This is a genomic window from Photobacterium satsumensis (genome assembly GCF_050336935.1).
Lineage (GTDB): Bacteria > Pseudomonadota > Gammaproteobacteria > Enterobacterales > Vibrionaceae > Photobacterium > Photobacterium satsumensis.
This window is the reverse complement of the sequence record NZ_JAKJSK010000006.1, coordinates 121,553-140,261: the sequence shown is the minus strand read 5'-3', so window position 1 is coordinate 140,261 and position 18,709 is coordinate 121,553. Positions and strand designations below refer to the sequence as shown.

General features: G+C 46.1%; 14 protein-coding genes. 7 read left to right on the top strand and 7 right to left on the bottom strand.

All coding sequences use genetic code 11. The features are described from left to right. Positions 1–26: 26 nt before the first annotated feature. The gene (locus L4D79_RS00740) at positions 27–479 is read left to right on the top strand and encodes an exoribonuclease R (protein WP_428646019.1); all 453 of its coding nucleotides are present in this window, start codon (positions 27–29) and stop codon (positions 477–479) included. A 67-nt stretch (positions 480–546) separates the two neighbouring features. On the opposite strand, the gene L4D79_RS00735 is transcribed toward L4D79_RS00740, so the two are convergent. The 3 genes from L4D79_RS00735 to L4D79_RS00725 all read right to left on the bottom strand — a co-directional run bounded on the left by L4D79_RS00735 (position 547) and on the right by L4D79_RS00725 (position 6,411). Then, complete coding sequence (locus L4D79_RS00735) at positions 547–2,253, bottom strand: phospho-sugar mutase (RefSeq protein WP_428646016.1); 1,707 nt, start codon at positions 2,251–2,253, stop codon at positions 547–549. A 204-nt stretch (positions 2,254–2,457) separates the two neighbouring features. Continuing rightward, positions 2,458–4,371 carry a DEAD/DEAH box helicase gene (locus L4D79_RS00730; protein WP_428646014.1) on the bottom strand — a complete coding sequence of 638 codons (1,914 nt, stop codon included), beginning with the start codon at positions 4,369–4,371 and terminating at the stop codon, positions 2,458–2,460. Between the two features lie 279 nt (positions 4,372–4,650). Further along, positions 4,651–6,411: a sensor domain-containing diguanylate cyclase gene (locus L4D79_RS00725; protein WP_428646011.1), complete on the bottom strand. Its 1,761-nt coding sequence runs from the start codon at positions 6,409–6,411 to the stop codon at positions 4,651–4,653. A gap of 289 nt (positions 6,412–6,700) precedes the next feature. On the opposite strand from L4D79_RS00725, the gene L4D79_RS00720 reads away from it, so the two are divergent. From L4D79_RS00720 to L4D79_RS00710, 3 genes are all read left to right on the top strand, one after another. Further along, on the top strand, positions 6,701–8,701 hold the full coding sequence (locus L4D79_RS00720) for an exoribonuclease II (protein WP_428646009.1): 2,001 nt from the start codon (positions 6,701–6,703) through the stop codon (positions 8,699–8,701). Between the two features lie 117 nt (positions 8,702–8,818). Beyond that, a complete protein-coding gene (locus L4D79_RS00715) occupies positions 8,819–9,373 on the top strand; it encodes a DUF1415 domain-containing protein (protein WP_428646006.1) in 555 nt (184 codons plus the stop codon). Between the two features lie 272 nt (positions 9,374–9,645). Next, positions 9,646–10,872: a GGDEF domain-containing protein gene (locus L4D79_RS00710; RefSeq protein ID WP_428646004.1), complete on the top strand. Its 1,227-nt coding sequence runs from the start codon at positions 9,646–9,648 to the stop codon at positions 10,870–10,872. Positions 10,873–11,432: 560 nt separating this feature from the next. Here L4D79_RS00710 and L4D79_RS00705 read toward each other — a convergent pair. From L4D79_RS00705 to malE, 4 genes are all read right to left on the bottom strand, one after another. Then, on the bottom strand, positions 11,433–11,636 hold the full coding sequence (locus L4D79_RS00705) for a hypothetical protein (protein WP_428646002.1): 204 nt from the start codon (positions 11,634–11,636) through the stop codon (positions 11,433–11,435). A 244-nt stretch (positions 11,637–11,880) separates the two neighbouring features. Further along, positions 11,881–12,771, bottom strand: coding sequence for a maltose ABC transporter permease MalG (gene malG, locus L4D79_RS00700; protein ID WP_107349021.1), 891 nt, complete (start codon positions 12,769–12,771; stop codon positions 11,881–11,883). Between the two features lie 11 nt (positions 12,772–12,782). After that, complete coding sequence (gene malF / locus L4D79_RS00695) at positions 12,783–14,366, bottom strand: maltose ABC transporter permease MalF (protein ID WP_428645999.1); 1,584 nt, start codon at positions 14,364–14,366, stop codon at positions 12,783–12,785. A gap of 65 nt (positions 14,367–14,431) precedes the next feature. After that, positions 14,432–15,613, bottom strand: coding sequence for a maltose/maltodextrin ABC transporter substrate-binding protein MalE (gene malE, locus L4D79_RS00690; protein ID WP_428645996.1), 1,182 nt, complete (start codon positions 15,611–15,613; stop codon positions 14,432–14,434). A gap of 607 nt (positions 15,614–16,220) precedes the next feature. Here malE and malK point away from each other — a divergent pair. From malK to L4D79_RS00675, 3 genes are all read left to right on the top strand, one after another. Beyond that, the gene (gene malK / locus L4D79_RS00685; RefSeq protein ID WP_428645993.1) at positions 16,221–17,330 is read left to right on the top strand and encodes a maltose/maltodextrin ABC transporter ATP-binding protein MalK; all 1,110 of its coding nucleotides are present in this window, start codon (positions 16,221–16,223) and stop codon (positions 17,328–17,330) included. Between the two features lie 82 nt (positions 17,331–17,412). Next, complete coding sequence (locus tag L4D79_RS00680) at positions 17,413–18,285, top strand: alpha/beta hydrolase (protein WP_428645990.1); 873 nt, start codon at positions 17,413–17,415, stop codon at positions 18,283–18,285. Between the two features lie 126 nt (positions 18,286–18,411). Then, entirely contained in the window at positions 18,412–18,594 is a 183-nt protein-coding gene (locus L4D79_RS00675) for a hypothetical protein (RefSeq protein ID WP_428645988.1), read from the top strand. The last annotated feature ends 115 nt before the right edge of the window (positions 18,595–18,709 follow it).

Below are 18,709 nucleotides of genomic sequence, written 5' to 3'. Positions count from 1 at the left end.
ACAACTGATAGCCAAGCAGAGATAAAATGGAACGCGATTACAAACTAGAGTGCCTGATGACAATGCCACGCCATGAATTGGAAGAATTCAGCTTGCGTGTGATTGGCCGTATGGTACCTGAAGATACAATGCAAGAGATCTTTACCTTCGAGCAGGAAGAGATCGACAGCGAAGATCGCATGAAATCGGCTCAGTTTGATGCAATGCTGCGTATGACCGCGATTGCTCTTGGTGAAGTCAGCACCGCTTTCGAAGAGTCGGAAAATGCCAAGCAAAATACGGTACGTATGACCCGCCTGATTCTTTGGCACTTCTACGCTATGTCTTTCAACTTGGAAGAAGCGGTTACTCTAGAGCAGCATTGTGATGAAGTGGAAAAGCTTTTAGTCAACGCGCCAAAAGACGCATTTGGCTGGATTAAAGCACTGACAGACTTGCTTCATACTTACGCAGAACTCAACGAAAAGCGTAACGGGTAAACTCTATATCCTGACAGATAACGTCTTCCCCAGCCAGAATCGCTCTCACTGGCTGGGATAGATAACGTTACCCTAACGATGCCTGATGCTTACTGATCAGATCGTCCATTGCCTCTTCAGCACGCTGCTGAACGTGGTTAAAACCATCTTCATGGCTCATAGCCTCAACCACCTCGTAATAACATTTTAGTTTTGGCTCAGTCCCTGACGGCCTAACCACGACGCGAGAGTCGTCATCAAGATGATAAATCAACACGTCACTCGGCGGTAAATCTATCGCTTCTGTTTGGCCATCGGCATAGATACGTTTGGACGCTTTCAGGTCATCAATCATTGTCACTCCCCGCCCAGCGATATAATCAGGGGGTGACGCACGCAAGCTATCACCGATAGGGGGTGTACCCGGTTGCAGTGCGATACTGCGCTGAGCATTGATATATAAGCCATGCTCACGATAAATAGACTCTAGCTGATCCCACACGGTTTTCCCTGTTACAGCAAGCTCCGCTGTTAGCTGAGCAAAAGCAACTAGCGCAGACAAACCATCTTTATCCCATACAACATTGCCCACGGTATAACCGAGTGCTTCCTCATAAGCAAATAAGAACTGGCTATCTTCAGTCTGTTTTTCCATTGCCACATTCGTCAGCCACTTAAAGCCGGTCAGCGTTTGAAAGAAGGAAGCTTCTACCGACTCGGCAATTTTCTCCAGTAACGTTGATGAGACTATCGTCGTCCCCACCAAATTCTGTGTCGGCGTTGCATGGGTTAACAAGTAATGGCCTAACAACACACCGACCTGATCACCCGTCAGCATTTGATAAGTCCCTTCCTCCGTCCGCACAGCGACTGCAAACCGGTCTGCATCGGGATCATTGGCACAGGCCAACATGGCTTGATGCTTTTCCGCCTCAGAAATCACCAAGTCCATTGCCCCAGGCTCTTCCGGGTTAGGAAAATTCACCGTGGGAAACGTTCCATCAGGCTCCCGCTGAGCGGCGACACTGTAAACCTGAGTAAAACCAGCATCAGCGAGTAGCGACTCAGCCAACTCCGCCCCAACACCATGCATCGCGGTATAGGCCAAGCTCATTGCCTCGGGTTCGTGATGGTTTGAAAGCAAATCGCTATTATTGAGTGCTTTTCGGTACTCCGTGTAGAAGTCACCATTTAGCCACACCAACAAGCCTTCCCGTTCAGCATCATCAATTGCGTGCTCAGGTAAAGGTTCCGTGGCTGCGATATCTATCTGCTGGGCGATACCCGAATCATGAGGAGGGATAATTTGCGCACCATTGCCCCAGTACACCTTAAACCCATTATACGCTGGCGGGTTGTGGCTAGCCGTGACAACCACACCGGCAGCCGCATTAAGATGGCGCACACCAAAGGCAACCACAGGGGTAGGCGCCACTTTTTCGGTCAGGTACACCCTGATCCCCAAAGACGTTAGCATGGAGGCTGTATCGTGGGCGAACTGGCGAGAATCAGGGCGACCATCATAGCCAATCACCACCCCCTTTGACGCTGACAGGGGATCGTCCTGAAGCAGATATTTCCCTAGCCCCAAGGCCGTTTCTTGAATGACCAACCGGTTCATGCGGTTTGGCCCTGCACCAACAATACCGCGTAGCCCTGCAGTACCAAACGCCAGACGAGCAGAAAACCTCTCTGTCAACTCTGATTGGCGGTTAGCGTCCACCAACTGCTGAAGTTCTTCTCGTGTAGCAGGGTCCGGATCCCGCACTAACCATGTTGAGACTTCTGGAGACATGTCGACATTCCCTATAAGTAACCATTTGGGAAAGTATAGAGCGTGTGCCACAAGGAACAATTATATCTGTCTCAAAAAGCAGACTTAACAACCTGAAACCTAAGTCATTGGAAAGGTATGGGGTTTATCGCAGACATAAAAAAATCCAGCCCGAGTGGGGCTGGATTCATCATTTATCAAACGAGATAGTTATATCTACGTTGATTAATCTTCGAAGCGAGGCTTACGGTCACGCTGAGGTGCTGCGCCATGGTTACGCTCACCACGGTAGCTACCACGGTTATCACCACCACGGTTGCGGTCGAAGCGACGCTCACCGTCACGACGTGGGCGGTTACCATCACGGTTACCATCGCGGTTACCACGGTAGCCACCACGGTTACCATCGCGGTTACCGTCACGGTTGCCATCACGGCCGCCACGGCGGTGCTCACGAAGTACATCGTCAGCAACAACAACAGCTTTCACTTCGTTCTGGCGAATACGCAGTTTCTTAAGCTGAGAAGCCACTTCGCTTGTCATCTTTTTAGGAAGCTGAACATACGTGTGACCAGGAGCTAGTTTAATAGCACCGATGAACTCTTTGCTCAGACCTAGTTCGTTTGCGATTGCGCCAACGATATCTTTAACCTGAACACCTTGCTCACGGCCAACCTGTAGCTGGTAAGTGTCCCAGTCAGCGTTGTTGTATGTGCGACGTTCACGACGTTCACCACGCTCACCACGTTCGCCACCACGGTCATCACGACGACGCTCACGACGTTGCTTCTCACGCTCGATAGCAGCGATCATTGGGTCCGGACCTTTGTAGAACAGAGGACGGTTACCCTGCTGACGCTTAAGTAGCATCGCAGCAAGTGTAGCAGCATCAACTTCGATGGTTTCTTGTAGTTTCTCTACAAGCTCAACGAATGCTTCTAGGCTAGATTCTTCTTTCTGAGCTTCTAGCTCCTGACCTAGGCGGTTCAGGCGAGATGCAGCAACAAGGTCGCGGTTTGGAAGTTGGATTTCTTCCATACGAGACTTAGTTACACGCTCAATCGTACGCAGCATGCGGATCTGGTTAGTACGCACCAACAAGATCGCCTTACCTTCACGTCCAGCACGACCAGTACGACCGATACGGTGGATGTACGACTCAACATCGAATGGGATGTCGTAGTTGAATACGTGGGTGATACGCGGTACATCAAGACCACGAGCTACAACGTCAGTCGCAACTAGGATATCGATAACACCTTTTTTGATGTGATCAACAGTGCGCTCACGCAATGACTGTGGAATATCACCGTGAAGTGCTGCAGCTTTAAAGCCACGAGCAGACAACCAATCAGCTAGACGCTCAGTATCCTGACGGGTACGTACGAATACGATAGACGCATCAGTATTTTCCGTTTCAAGAAGACGCATCATTGCTTCGTCTTTCTCTACGCCTTTAACGACCCAGAACTGCTGCTCAACCTGAGAAACAGTACGGTTTTCACCAGCAACGTCAATGCGCTCTGGGTTACGTAGGAAACGGTCAACAATTTGCTTAACGATTGGAGGCATAGTTGCCGAGAACAATACGCGCTGAGCTGACTCTGGTGCTTGTTCCATGATCCAAGTTACGTCATCAACAAAGCCCATTTTCAGCATTTCATCGGCTTCATCAAGTACAAACGTACTTACTTCATCAAGGTGTAGACGGTCACGAGAGATAAGATCTTTCACACGACCAGGTGTACCAACAACAATGTGAGCACCATTTTTAAGTGCACGCATTTGATCAACGATAGATGCACCACCGTAGATCTCTAGTACCTTAAGGCCTTTGATGTTTTGACCAAGAACTTTAATTTCAGCAGCAACCTGAATTGCAAGTTCACGAGTCGGAGCCATAACAATAGCCTGAGGCTTATGTTGACCAAGATCCAACTTGTTTAGTAGAGGCAAAGAGAACGCAGCTGTTTTACCTGTACCTGTTTGTGCTTTACCTAGTGCATCAGCACCAGTAAGTAGAAGAGGAATAGACGCCGCCTGGATAGGTGTCGGCGCAACGAAGCCCATTGAGTCTAGTGCGGATAGTAGTGTGTCGGCCAGTTCTAACTGACGAAATTCTGTAACAGATTCTTGCATTGGGATCCCAATAAATGATCTAACGTAAAACGGGGCCCCTAACGCTAATAAACGGTTCTGCAACAGCAACCACAAGCTTGGGCCTCGACTATAGAGGCGCGCATTGTGCGCCAATACTAGATAAAAAGCCAGAAAAAATTGAGCACTGTCACAAATTAACCTTCAAGTACCTACTATTTATACAAACAGGTTGATTTGGTAACTCTCTTACTACTATTTAGCTTAATTTTGAAACGAAACCCTCTTACTAATAGGGGGTATTACGACATAAACCCCTCTTTATAATGGCAATATGTCAGAATCATAAATGCAAAATTGGTTTCGGCCTGCTTTTTTTGCCCGGTACAAAGCCATATCCGCTTTATTTATTAACTGGCTAGCCTCTTCCGCCTGCGATAGTTCAAAAAATGGCTGTTGTGATATACACGCCGCAGCTCCTGTATCAACATCGCACTGATGTAACGTTGAAGATGGCATAACACACCCACCTCCGCTAAGCGTAATAACACCGTGCTGATTTATTCGGTGTTCCAACTTCATCAGTCTTGCCCCTTCAACCATGTCGCTGGCGAGTGTTACCAACTGCTGCTGACTGCACTTCGGCAAGATACATGCAAACTCTTCACCACCGAACCGTGATAAAACAGCGCCATCATACTTTCCAGCCAATGTATCTAACATACTAGCGATCTTCTTGAGACACGCATCGCCGTGCAAATGGCCATAGAAGTCATTGAATGCCTTAAAATGATCGATATCTAGCATTATGATACCCAATGAAGTGCCATTTCCCTTTGCCTCTTGCCATAACCTTTGGTACGCGGCATCAAAAAAGCGTCGATTCGAAACCTGGGTAAGCCCATCTTGCATCGACCAACACTCCAACTTTTGATTTGCCGCCTCTAATGCTTCGTTGGTCGCGAGCAACTCCTGTGTTCTTTGGTTTACCCTTTTTTCCAACTGTAGGTTAAGCTGTCTCAACTCTTCGTATTGTTGGTGGATAACAATCTGTTGAGCCAAAGCGGCTCCGAACAATTTGAAGATTTGTTTGCCATGCTCAGTGATAGGTTGACGCTTAAGCAAGTTATCGGCAGCAATCCAGCCAATACAATGATCACCATTCCACATTGCTATCATCGCGTTCCAGCCAGTCCCGACCTGCTCGGTACCGTAATAAAGCGGGGCGTTTTCTTTCACAACGACATGATCCTTACGGCTTAGGGCCTCATTGACCAATGGGTGATCAGGCACTGCACTACAAAATGAGCGTCGGCATACCAGCTGACCTTCAGGATCAGTACCGTATGTTCCTCGCATTTCATTTTTATCAAAATCAATCAGAAACACCGCCACTCGATCGATATCAAGTTTTTCTCGACCTAACCTCACCGCCGTTTTAAACAATTCATCACTGGTAGTGACTTTTGACAAACTTAATGTCAGTTCATGTAGGTTCTTAAGTAATATCAAATACTGCTTAAGCGATTGGTTACGCAATGCAAGCTCAGCTTCGGCACTCTGACGGCATTGATGTTGCGAGTCCAACTCTTTCAGCAACACCCGTGCGCTAACATCAGACGCAATGACCGCAAAAAAGTTTTCTACTTCCTTTAGCCTTGCTTCAAAATACTCAGGCTTGTCGGTTTCGGCATAGATATAGCCCACGGGTCTATCGTGCATGATAATAGGAAGTACTAATTGGCACCAATCACCACAGGTATCGTACCAGATTGCTTTATAAGGACGATTGACATAAGTTCGAACAAACTGGCCACTATCACGCGCAAATTGAATAGGCCCAAGTGGAACACCATTATACTCATCGAGCGATAGCCCCGCCGAGTAATAGTCGAATACACCATCCACCCAGCTTGCAACCACGATAATTTCACTCTCTTGTTCGATCATGAATGTCATGTTTTGCAGGTGAAAATTATTCTGAAGCGTTACCAACAACTTCTGGCACCACTGGGACATATTCTCCTGTCGTACCAGTTGCTCAACGAGTGTGTCCAGCTCTCTGTTTACTGTTTTACCCATAGTTTGTACCTAGCCACAGCTATTTTTCTTATACGTTGATAGCTACACCGTCTAACCAACAACATGCAACCAATTGTTATTCCAGTTATATCGTATTATTCGGTGCTTGGTTGTGAGGCAATTTATAGAATTAGGTTAATCTTATGGATTTTGCGCGCTAACGTATGTTTTTTGGGCTGTTTATCTAAAGCCGTGAGTGAAGGACATTTTTGCCACATTTGGTCTTGAGCTTGGTTTTATGGGCTGAAAACTTTATAGTGTGCGTGTTAACAACCTGAGACCGGGCATAATGTTTCAAGATAATCCTTTACTAGCACAGCTTAAAAAACAAATTCAGGAAACGCTTCCTAAAAAAGAAGGCAGCATCAAAGCAACGGACCGTGGCTTTGGCTTTCTTGAAGTCGACAACAAGGAAAGCTACTTCATTCCACCTAACTATATGAAAAAAGTTATGCACGGTGACCGTGTTATGGCTGTTATTCGTACGGAAAAGGAGCGTGAGGTTGCCGAGCCACAGGAACTGATTGAGCAATTCGTTACTCGCTTTATTGGACGAGTAAAGCTAATTCGTGATCGCCTGCATGTTGTTCCCGATCATCCGCAGCTGAAAGATGCCGTTAAAGCTCGCCCCGTCAAAGGCCTTAACCCAGAGTTACTGAAAGAAGGTGACTGGGTTGTTGCCAACATGACACGCCACCCGCTGGTTGGTGACAACAAAACTTTCTTCTGTGAAATTAAAGAAAAGATCACCGACAGCAATGACAAGATTGCGCCATGGTGGGTAACACTGGCTCGCCACGATCTGCCAAAAGCAGAGCCTGCACCTCAGGATAGCTGGTCGATGCTTGAAGAAGGTCTAGAACGCGAAGACCTAACCGAGCTTCCTTTCATTACTATCGACGGTGAATCGACCAAAGATATGGACGATGCAATTTACACCGTTGCTAAAGATGATGGCGGCTTTGAGATCACCATCGCCATTGCTGATCCAACCTCTTATATAGAAGTCGGTGACAAGATGGATAAAGAAGCGCGTGAGCGTGGCTTCACCATCTACCTGCCGGGCAGAAATATTCCAATGCTTCCTCGTGAGTTAAGCGATGAGCTCTGCTCTTTACTAGAAGAAGAAAAACGTCCAACGATTTGTTGCCGTGTCAGCATTGATAAAGACGGCATCATCCAGGATGACATCCACTTCTTCGCTGCTTGGATCAAATCACAAGGCCGCTTGGCTTACGACAATGTCTCTGATCTGCTTGAGAAAGGCAGCAGTGACAAGTGGAGCCCAACCGAAACCATCCTAGAGCAAGTTAAAGCGCTTCATGGTTTTGCTATTGCTCGCAGTGAATGGCGTGCGACAAATGCAGTTGTATTCCCAGATCGTCCAGACTACCGTTTCGAACTGAGTGAAGATAACGATGTTGTTGCGATTCACACTGACCCTCGCCGCACTGCCAATCGCATGATTGAAGAAGCGATGATCACAGCAAATATCTGTGCAGGTCGCGTGCTGAAAGAAAAATTCGGTTTGGGTGTTTATAACTACCACAACGGCTTCAACCCAGAGAAGCTGGATACGGCAATGGACTTCCTAACCAAAGCCGAGGCACCGTTCGAAAAAGATCAACTACTGACATTAGAAGGCTTCAGTGCACTTCGTCGCTGGCTAAATGATCAGGATAGTACTTATCTTGATAACCGCTTGCGCAAGTTCCAAGCATACAGTGAAGTAGGCAACAAACCTGCCCCTCACTATGCGATGGGCTTGGATGTATACGCTACGTGGACGTCACCAATCCGTAAGTACGGCGACATGATCAACCACCGCCTGCTTAAAGCCGTTATCTCAGGCCAAGAGCCAAGCCAAACACCAGATGACAGTGTGGGTGAAGAGATCGCGATTCATCGCCGCAGCCATCGCATGGCTGAGCGTGATGTTGCTGATTGGCTATATGTCCGCCTGCTTAAAGATGCCGTTAAAGAAGCGACAGTATTTACCGCTGAGATTTTCGACATCAACCGTGCAGGCATGCGTGTTCGTCTACTGGAGAATGGTGCAGCAGCTTTCATCCCTGCTCCATTGATCATTGATAACAAAGAGCGCATTGAGTGTAACGGTGAGCTCGGAATCGTGAACATCGACAAGGTAAAAGAATACCAACTTGGTGATCAGCTTGAAGTAACCATTGCCGAAGTACGTTCTTCGACTCGCCAACTTGTTGCCAAGCCTGTTAAACAGTTCCCGGCGCCAGAAGCTGAAACAGCACCAGCGGAATCCGCTGAGGCTTAATCGGCAATCTCGACCAAATCAAAGGGGCCAGCGCTTGCTGGCCTTTTTTATAGTTTCTGTTTTATAACTACATTTACTAAACTAGCCATGCTCAATGGTCAAAATAAAAAGTCAGCTATGCAAAATTATAAGCACGAAGAAGTACATCAGCAGGTAAAACAATGGTTGGAAGAAGTCGTCATCGGGCTAAACCTATGCCCTTTTGCCGCGAAACCTAACCGCAATAAACAAATTCAGATTTTTATTTCTGAGGCGTCAAATGAAGACGTATTACTTGAAGAGATATACCTACAACTTCAGAAGCTGGATAGTACGCCAGTAGAAGAATTGGAAACCACCTTAGTCGTCACGCCAAACCTATTCAGTGACTTTGCAGACTATAACCAGTACCTCGACCTCATTGATGCACTTGTATTCCAAATGGGCTACCAAGGCACCTACCAAGTCGCTAGCTTCCACCCTGACTACTGCTTCCAAGGCACCGAACCTGATGATGCTGAGAACTTAACAAACCGCTCGCCTTATCCGGTTTTTCATCTTATCCGTGAAGCGAGTATGGAAAAAGTGTTGAAACACTACCCAGATCCAGAAGGAATTCCAGAGCGAAACATTGAGCGTGTTGAAAGCTTAACGCCAGAAGAGGTCAATAAGCTATTTCCTTTCCTTAAGTAACCCTCCTCTTCACTCTGAGTACTAGGCTGGCTATAGCCTAGTGCCAGTGTTTTGCCCAACCTACCTACCTAACTACCTAACTACCTACCTACCTACCTACCTCTCATTTTGGCTGACTTTCCAATAATCATTAATAAACAGTGCTATAAATTGATAATGATAAGAACATAAACACTCATGCATACAGATGCATTATAATCAATCAGAGGTAAATGCTGTTCTCGTTTCATGATTAATCACTGCAACATGAATATAGGAATTATCACTAAGCAATGCAGTCATTTTCTATTCCTTTTTGCCGTAATGCTTTGTTCCGATTTGGATCACCAGTCCTATTGGCATTGGCGATGCTCGCAGGATTACACGACGCCGCCCCTTTCTCTCCCATCAATGAAGCATTAGTTATCGCACTGCCGTACATTCTATTACCTGTCGCCGTATTTTTAGGGGAGATTTTTCATCAATCACGTACCTCACTAGCTGCAATAGTTTTACTGTTCAGTTATCACATAGTACAAACATGGTTGCAGTCACCGCTCTCCATCCCATCAACAAAACTCGCTTATACCCTGCTTGCAATCGCTCTTCCGCTGAATTTGTTAATGATTCACTGGCTTCCCGAACGACGCTTACTGACTCGATCAAATATATATTTTTTAGCCGTACTCATTGTGCAGTTTATCGCTGCAACGCTACTCGTTAACTATTTATCGCCGTTTGACTTAAGCATTCTCTGGCAAGATTACTTGATTAGCTTCCCACTCATATCAAGACTTCCCATTGCTATCATCTTAGTCTTTATCGCTTCACTCACTTTACATACAATGTTGGTATTCAAGCGCAACCAACCTCATGATCACGTATTATTCATTAGTACGCTTTTCTCAGCACTGACATTCGTCTTCTTTCATTTCCCTATGATTTCCAGCGTTGCCTACTCCGTTTTGTCTCTTTTATTGCTGACAAATCTGATTAACTGTAGCCACGAACTAGCTTATATCGATCAATTGACAGGAATTCCTGGACGACGTTCGCTTGATATCGAATTGAAGCACCTTGGCCGTACATATTCTATTGTGATGATCGATATTGACCACTTCAAAGTCTTCAATGATACCTATGGCCATAAAACAGGCGATGATGTTTTACGCCTTGTTGCTAGCCTCATCGCTAAAGGAATCCATCACGCGAAGGTATATAGGTATGGTGGAGAGGAGTTCACCATCATTTTTAAAGGAAGGACCCAGGGAGAATGCCTGAGAAATTTGGAACAGATAAGAAAGCAGATCTCTGACTATCCGCTGAAAATCATGACTCATCAAAGCTGTGAATCCGCAAAAGGAACACTCACAATTTCCACCAATATAACGGTGAGTATTGGCGTGTCTGATAACCACAAGATTGATAACCCACACTCTGTGCTGAAAGCAGCCGACAAGGCCTTATATCGCGCCAAATCAAACGGCAGAAACCAGATTTGTCAGCGACTGTATCCCTAGCCCATATAGTTTTACGATTTAGAGCTACCAGATCGTCAAAACAATGCCTTGTCTACAAGCTTATAAATTCTCGCTGAACCTGCACCTTGAAGTCGCTTGGGTATAGGTACAAAAAAACCCGAACAGGTGTGTCGGGTTTTGGTTACCAATAAACTTACTCTTCTTGCAAAGGTAAGCCAGCTATGCAGCAACGCCAATATAAATGTGGAACCTAGCTACCCCTAGCAGCTCGGCGGCCAAACCATTGCTAGGCACTAAGCCCGGGAGTTGCTTGCCTAAGTGAAAACAAGCATGTTGTTATTATCTTTGAAGGTAATCTTTTATACCCTACTCAAATTATTCTATCAGCCCACATTAAAATGTGAAACCATAATGAAGGTATAAATGCCTAAAATTCATCATTTATACAAAAAAAACCTTTTGAGTATTCTGAAAGTAATAAATGATAATTATGTAGGCTATGAAACTGATAGATAAGATAATTCATGAAATAAAACATCACTTTATAAAATTAAAGTGACCAGTATTTCTGACCACTTTAATCTCTAAAAAGTGGTCAATTACTTGTTTGACCCTTCTTTCATTTCTTTTTTCAACTTCGTGCACTCATAGGCGGGAATAGCGGTTACACCTAGTATCTTCCCTTCATACATACATATGATCTGTGGTGTTGAGACAGTGCTACCACCACTGTGACCAGAGGAAGAGTTAGCAAAAGTAAAGCTAGAGAAAACAAGCATCATCAGAACAAGCAATCTTTTCATTAGAAGCCTCCACGAGTTAAGGTTTATTTACAACGTAAACCAACTTTAAAAGCGTAGCAGGTAATAGCTGAAGTAGAAGCAGTGTACTACTCCCCCCCTTGATATAGCGTTCCATGTTTTACTTATGAGATTCACTATTACAAAAGAGACAAAACCTCTTATTTCTGAGAGTGCACAAAAAAACCGGATGCCAAGGCATCCGGTTTCAATTTTTGCATGGTGCTAGGCTAACCGTTAAAGAGGATTACCCTTTCACGCCACCTGAGGTCAGGCCGCCCACCAAGAATTTCTGGGCCAGCAAGAATACTGTCGTGATAGGAATCGCTGACAGTACAGCCGCTGCGGCAAAGTCACCCCATAGATAGTTCTGCGGGTACAGGTACTGCTGCATACCAACAGCCAGTGTATAGTTGTTTACATCAGTCAGTAGCAGTGAAGCTACCGGCACTTCAGTAACCACACCGATGAACGACAGGATAAACACCACTGCAAGGATCGGCACAGATAGTGGCAACAATACCAAGCGGAAAGCCTGCCACGGTGTTGCTCCATCCAGCGCTGCCGCTTCTTCCAGCGAGCCATCAATCGTTTCGAAGTAACCCTTGATTGTCCATACGTGCAGTGCAATACCGCCAAGGTAAGAGAAAATCAGACCACCGTGGGTATTAAGACCCAAGAATGGAATGTACTGGCCTAAACGGTCAAACAAGGCGTAAAGAGCAACCAAAGCAAGTACCGCAGGGAACATCTGGAAGATCATCATCCCTTTCAAGATGGTGCTCTTACCTTTGAAGCGCATACGGGCGAACGCATAAGCACTGGTTGTCGACAGAGCAACGATGATAACCGAAGTAATCCCTGCCACTTTCACCGTATTCCACAGCCATAACAGTACTGGGAATGGTGGTGGTGTTACGCTACCGTCGCTGTTTGTCACCGAGAAGCCCAAGGCTAATCGCCAGTGATCAAGCGTTGGATTGCTTGGAATGAGCTCACCACCAGCAAAATTACCTTCACGCAGGGAGATAGCAACAATCATCAGCAGCGGGAAAATCGTTGCAGCTAGGAACAAACACAATCCAATGTGTGTTGCCCATACCCGATATTTTAATGACTTAGGTTGAACCATTGGCATGACGTCTCTCCTTAGTCCTGCTCAAGCTTAGTGTTGGTAAATTTCAGGTTAAGTAGTGCCATACCACCTACCAAGATGAAGATAATTGTTGCGATTGCACCGGCTAGACCGAAGTCTTGACCACCGCCACCTTCGAATGCAATACGGTAGGTATAACTTACTAGCAAGTCAGTGTAACCTGCTGGCTCTGAAGTACCGACCATGTTCGGGCCACCAGAGGTCAATAGCTGAATCATTACAAAGTTGTTGAAGTTAAACGCAAAGCTGGCAATCAATAGCGGCGTCAGCGGTTTAATCAACATTGGTAGCGTAATATTGAAGAAGTTCTGGATTGGGCCTGCACCATCAATGGCGGATGCTTCATACAAATCTTCAGGAATCGACTTCAATAGACCCATACATAGAATCATCATGTAAGGGAAACCAAGCCAGGTGTTAACCAGTACAACCATCACTCGGGCCATTACCGGATCAGAGAACCACGATGGTTTGATTCCAAACATGGCTTCAAGCAACATGTTTATCTCACCAAAACTCTGGTTAAACAAACCCTTAAAGATCAGGATTGAAATAAACGATGGCACGGCATAAGGAAGAATAAGCAGTACGCGGTAAATACCACTGCCTTTCAGCGGCTCCCACTGCACGATAACGGCAAGGATCATCCCCAATGCAAGCGTCAGAGCAACAGCAAGGAAAGCAAAAACAACAGTCCAGATGAAGATGCCGATGAAGGGTTCTTTGATACCATCATCCGTCATCACTCGCTCGAAGTTTGCTCCACCAACGCCAACCACAAAGCCTGGAGAAATAGGTTTTTCAACAAACTCGCCGTTTGCATCAACCGGTTGGTAGAAACCAATCTCGTAGTTTGGCTTGAACAACTGGTTGGTTTTGTTATTAAACAGCGACTCACCATCTTCCTGCAAAGTGAATAGTGCTGTTTCAGCAGCAAACTTACGCAGACCACTCATGCGGATGTGTTCACCGCTTGGCATCTCCAACTCGACCTTGTTAAGGTTTGAGCGGTTTTGCACGATAGTACGGATGATTTCTTTCTCACCCTGCACCGCGTCTACCTGACGAAGGTCCAAGAACTCTTCTGCAGGTGGATTGGCAATATCAAACACATCAGAGGCTAATAGATCGCCATTCGCTTTAATGATGATCTGATGACCATTATCAACCTTATACAAGTCAAAGCCGTAGCTCTCTCCTGACAAGAACGAACGTTGCTGAAGTACCGTCTGCGCACGCTCCATGGATAACTGGTTGGAGGCGCTGTAGTTAGTGAATGCTAACCCAATCGTATAAATCAACGGGAAGATAACGAAAATAATCATCCCGGCAATACCAGGATAGATATAGCGATGGGCGTAGGTTTTCTTACTACCAAAAATATAAAGAGCAAGAGCTGTGAGAACAACGGTAAGAAGTGCGAAGGGAATTTCACCCTGAGCATACATTAAGACAGTAGCATAACCGTTAACCGTACCGATCATGCCTAGCAGCGACCATTTCAGCCACTTACGATAATTAAATTTCGAACTTTCCTGAGGTGAATCGAGGAGTTCTGCACCTTGAACTGACTGCATCTCAGCTCCTTGCTAGCAAAATGACAAATAAAAATGGGGAGAGTTACCCCTCCCCGTAAAAGGTATTACTTAAGAATGTGACCAGCGGCTGCATCAAGGGCATCATCAACACCCTGACGGCCGTCAACAACGTTCTGGATGGCGTTACCTTGTGCGTACCAGAAAGCAGTCATTTGTGGAACGTTTGGCATGATTTCACCGTTCATTGCGTTGTCCATAGTCGCAGCAATACGGGCATCTTTATCCAGCTTCTGCTGGAAAGATTTCAGTGCAACAGCACCGAGTGGCTTATCAGCATCAACTTTAGCCAGACCTTCGTTAGTCAGTAAATAGTTTTCGATAAACTCAACGGCTAGATCTTTGTTAGGAGAAACGGCGCTGATACCTGCAGTAAGAACACCAACAAAAGGTTTAGACGGATTGCCGTTTAGCTTAGGAAGCAGGGTGACACCGTAGTCGATACCAGACTTCTCAATGTTACCCCAAGACCATGGGCCATTGATTGTCATCGCAACAGTACCTTTGTTAAATTCAGCTTCAGAGATGCTGTAGTCCATATCTGGAGAGATAACTTTCTTATCAACCAAAGACTTGATGAAGTTCATGCCGTATTTGGCACCCGCGTTGTTTACACCTACGTCTTTCACGTCGTAGCCGTTCGCAGTAAATTTGAAGGCATAGCCACCGTCAGCAGTTAAGATTGGCCATGTGAAGAACGGTTCTTTTAGGTTCCACATGATTGCTTTCTTGCCATCTTTTTGAAGCTTTTTGTCTAGCGCTTCGATGTCTTCCCAGTTTTTAGGTGGGGTTGGAACAAGATCCTTGTTGTAAATCAGAGAAAGTGCTTCAACAGCAACAGGGTAACCAACATATTTGCCATCGTAAGATACCGCATCCCAAGTAAAGTCGATGATTTTATCTTTCATCTCTTGAGACGGGTTAATCTCCGTCAGCAGGCCAGCTTTCGCATAACCACCGAAGCGGTCGTGAGCCCAGAATACGATATCCGGACCATCACCTGCTGCTGCAACCTGTGGGAAACGCTCTGCTAGGTTATCAGGGAAAGCGACTGTCACTTTTACGCCAGTGTCTTCTTCGAACTGTTTACCTACTTCTGCCAAGCCGTTGTAACCTTTGTCACCATTAATCCAAATGGTCAGTTGGCCTTCTTCAATCGCTGCATGTGCAGAAACTGAACCAAGTGCGGCAAGGGTACATAATGCGACTGTGCTGAGGACTTTCTTCATTATTAACATCCTTCATGATTGTTATTGGCTGTATTGCAAAAGCGGCTCCGCAATACAAATTTCAGTCTGTATCTTCCAACAGTATCAAGCACTCGGCATCATCCTGAGTCCTACGCCCCCACCCCCTATGTATGAAAAGCGTGATCTCCGTCGCTTCGCTTAGTGATGCAGATCTAATAACGACGATTGATTGTGATACAGCGCACATAGTACTGGGAATAAAACAGTCCTTCAGCCCTTACAATGACAAAGTGTGATCCAAACACTCCTCCCCCCTTCATCCCCCTTTTTATTTATCAATAAGGAGGATGTTTCGGCGCCTATCCTCAGCAAGAATACAACCATACCCACTGGGTAGTTGAAGACACTGTTCTTTTTATTAGGTAATGCACTTTTGCACGAACCACTCTTTTTAAAGACGACAGCACCATTTTATTTCTTGGGGAAGTAGATAATTTGGATTTGGTCAGGGTAGACGCCTATTCCCTTAATGAATGGCGCTCTACCCGATTTTTCTTCAATTACGCTGAAAAATTCTTTACCCGCAAGGCCACGCGCGAATAAGATGAGGCCTTGCTGGCAACAACAACTTAGAGGAATAGGCTCGATGACGAGTGTTACTTTACGAAATGTATGTAAAGCATATGGAGATAACCTGATATCGAAGAACGTTGATCTCGATATTGCTGAAGGTGAGTTCGTTGTCTTCGTTGGTCCATCAGGCTGTGGTAAGTCAACACTTCTACGTTGTATCGCTGGCCTAGAAGACATCACTTCAGGTGATTTGTACATCGGCGAAAAGCACATGAATGACGTGCCACCATCTGAACGCGGTGTGGGCATGGTATTTCAATCTTATGCACTTTACCCTCATCTTAACCTGTTTGATAACATGTCTTTCGGCATGAAGCTGGCTAAAGCCGACAAGGACGAAACCAAACGCCGTGTTGACCACGCAGCAGACATCCTTCAGCTAGGTCACCTTCTTGAGCGTAAACCAAAGGCCCTTTCTGGCGGCCAACGTCAGCGTGTTGCAATCGGTCGTACTTTGGTTTCCCAACCAAATGTTTTCCTACTGGATGAACCGCTTTCTAACCTTGATGCAGCGCTACGTGTACAAATGCGTATTGAAATTGCCAAACTGCACAAGCAGCTGGGTTGTACCATGATCTACGTAACCCACGATCAGGTTGAAGCCATGACCATGGCTCAGAAAATCGTGGTTCTCGATGATGGCTATGTTTCTCAGGTCGGTAAACCACTTGAGCTTTACCACTACCCAAAAAACCGCTTTGTTGCAGGTTTCATCGGTTCGCCAAAAATGAACTTCATGAGCGTATTCATTGAGCAAGTTGAAGCTGAGCGAGTTATGGTTCAAATGGCCGATGGTAATGCATTCTGGATCCCTGTTGACGGTACAACGGTAACCAAAGGTGACCGCATGTCACTGGGCATTCGCCCTGAGCACTTAGTTCCAGCAAGTGAAGGTGATGCCACTATCGAAGGCAAAGTACAGGTTGTTGAAAAACTTGGTTATGAAACCCAAGCTTATCTACACCTAGAACATATGGATGCCGATTTCATCTACCGCCGTCCAGATACCATTGATGTAAATGCGGGCGATTTGTTCAAGGTCGATATTCCTGCGCACCGTTGCCACTTGTTCCACAGCGATGGTAGAGCTTGCCAGCGCCTATACAAAGAATCTGGCGTATAAGAAGCCCTGTATGTAACAAGCAAGCGCTGTTGATTAAAACCAACAGCGCTTTTTTTATACCTATCTCTCCTGTGGAGCCATTATGCCAGTCAATTCATCGTGCAACCCGAAGCAAAAAAGCTATGACCCTGATCGGATGATAATCCATGAAAATATGCTGATGCCTCAGCTAACCCGCCACCGTAATATACGTGTTTACCTGCCTGCCGATTATGAAACCAGCGCTCAGCACTACCCCGTCATTTACATGCATGACGGCCAGAATGTCTTTGAACCAGAACTGTGTATTTCAGGTGCCAGCTGGCAGGCTGCAGAACAATTGGACACGTTACAGCGCCAAGGTGGAACCCGTGGCCACATCATTGTCGCAATTGATTGTAGCCAGTTAAGAGGCCATCTTGGCCGTCGGGATGAGTATTCCCCTTGGCCGTTCAGCCCTCCAGCTTCACTCGCTAACTGGAAGCAGGCCGAAGAACCGCAAGGTGGCGAAGGAGGAGCCTACTGCGATTTTCTCATTCAAACCCTCAAGCCTTTTATCGATATCCATTACCGCACCAAAACAGAACGAGAATCCACCACCATTGCCGGTAGCTCAATGGGCGGCTTTATCAGCCTGTATGCGGCATTGAAATACCCAGATACCTTTGCCAAAGCTGGCGTGCTCTCCCCTGCCTTCTGGTTTGCCCCTCACGAGATGAAGTCATTCATTGAGCAAACCGATATCAATCTACCATTAGATATTTACATGGACATCGGCACCCATGAGACCAGTGACCCTACGATTGAATCCTTCCCGGCCCTATACCATGATTTAGCCGTTGAGTTTTCAACAATCCTTAGCCACAGCTCTCAACACCTGAAATGTCATTTCAGCGTCGATGCCGGAGGGGTTCATAGCGAAACCGCCTGGGCCAGCCGTTTTATCACTATGATGGAAAAGTTGAGCATTTATTGATCCAAACGCCTCCTCGCTCTGTAAGAGGTGGAACTGGAGAGGATCCGCTCCTACACTAAAACTGAAACGGCAAGTTGGTTGTACCGCTTTCTAACTGGGTATGACTTTCGAATGGAGGATCATGACATGAGCAGCCATGATAGGATCGAAGATATCGAACAACGCATTCACTTAGCTTACCAAGAGGGCAATTATCAAGAGGCTAAAGCACTTGAAGCCAAAGTTCAAAAGCTTAGAGGACAGCAAAACTTATACGATGACAATGAGCCCTACTCCCTTGAAGGGCGTACCTATATGGAATACGACTGAACATCATGCTGCTCCTTTAGCTAGTTAACCGACGACCAAACAAAAAGCGCTGCATTTGCAGCGCTTTCTTTTCAGGCAAATGGACGGGCTGTTTAAATACCCGGCAACCCAATGC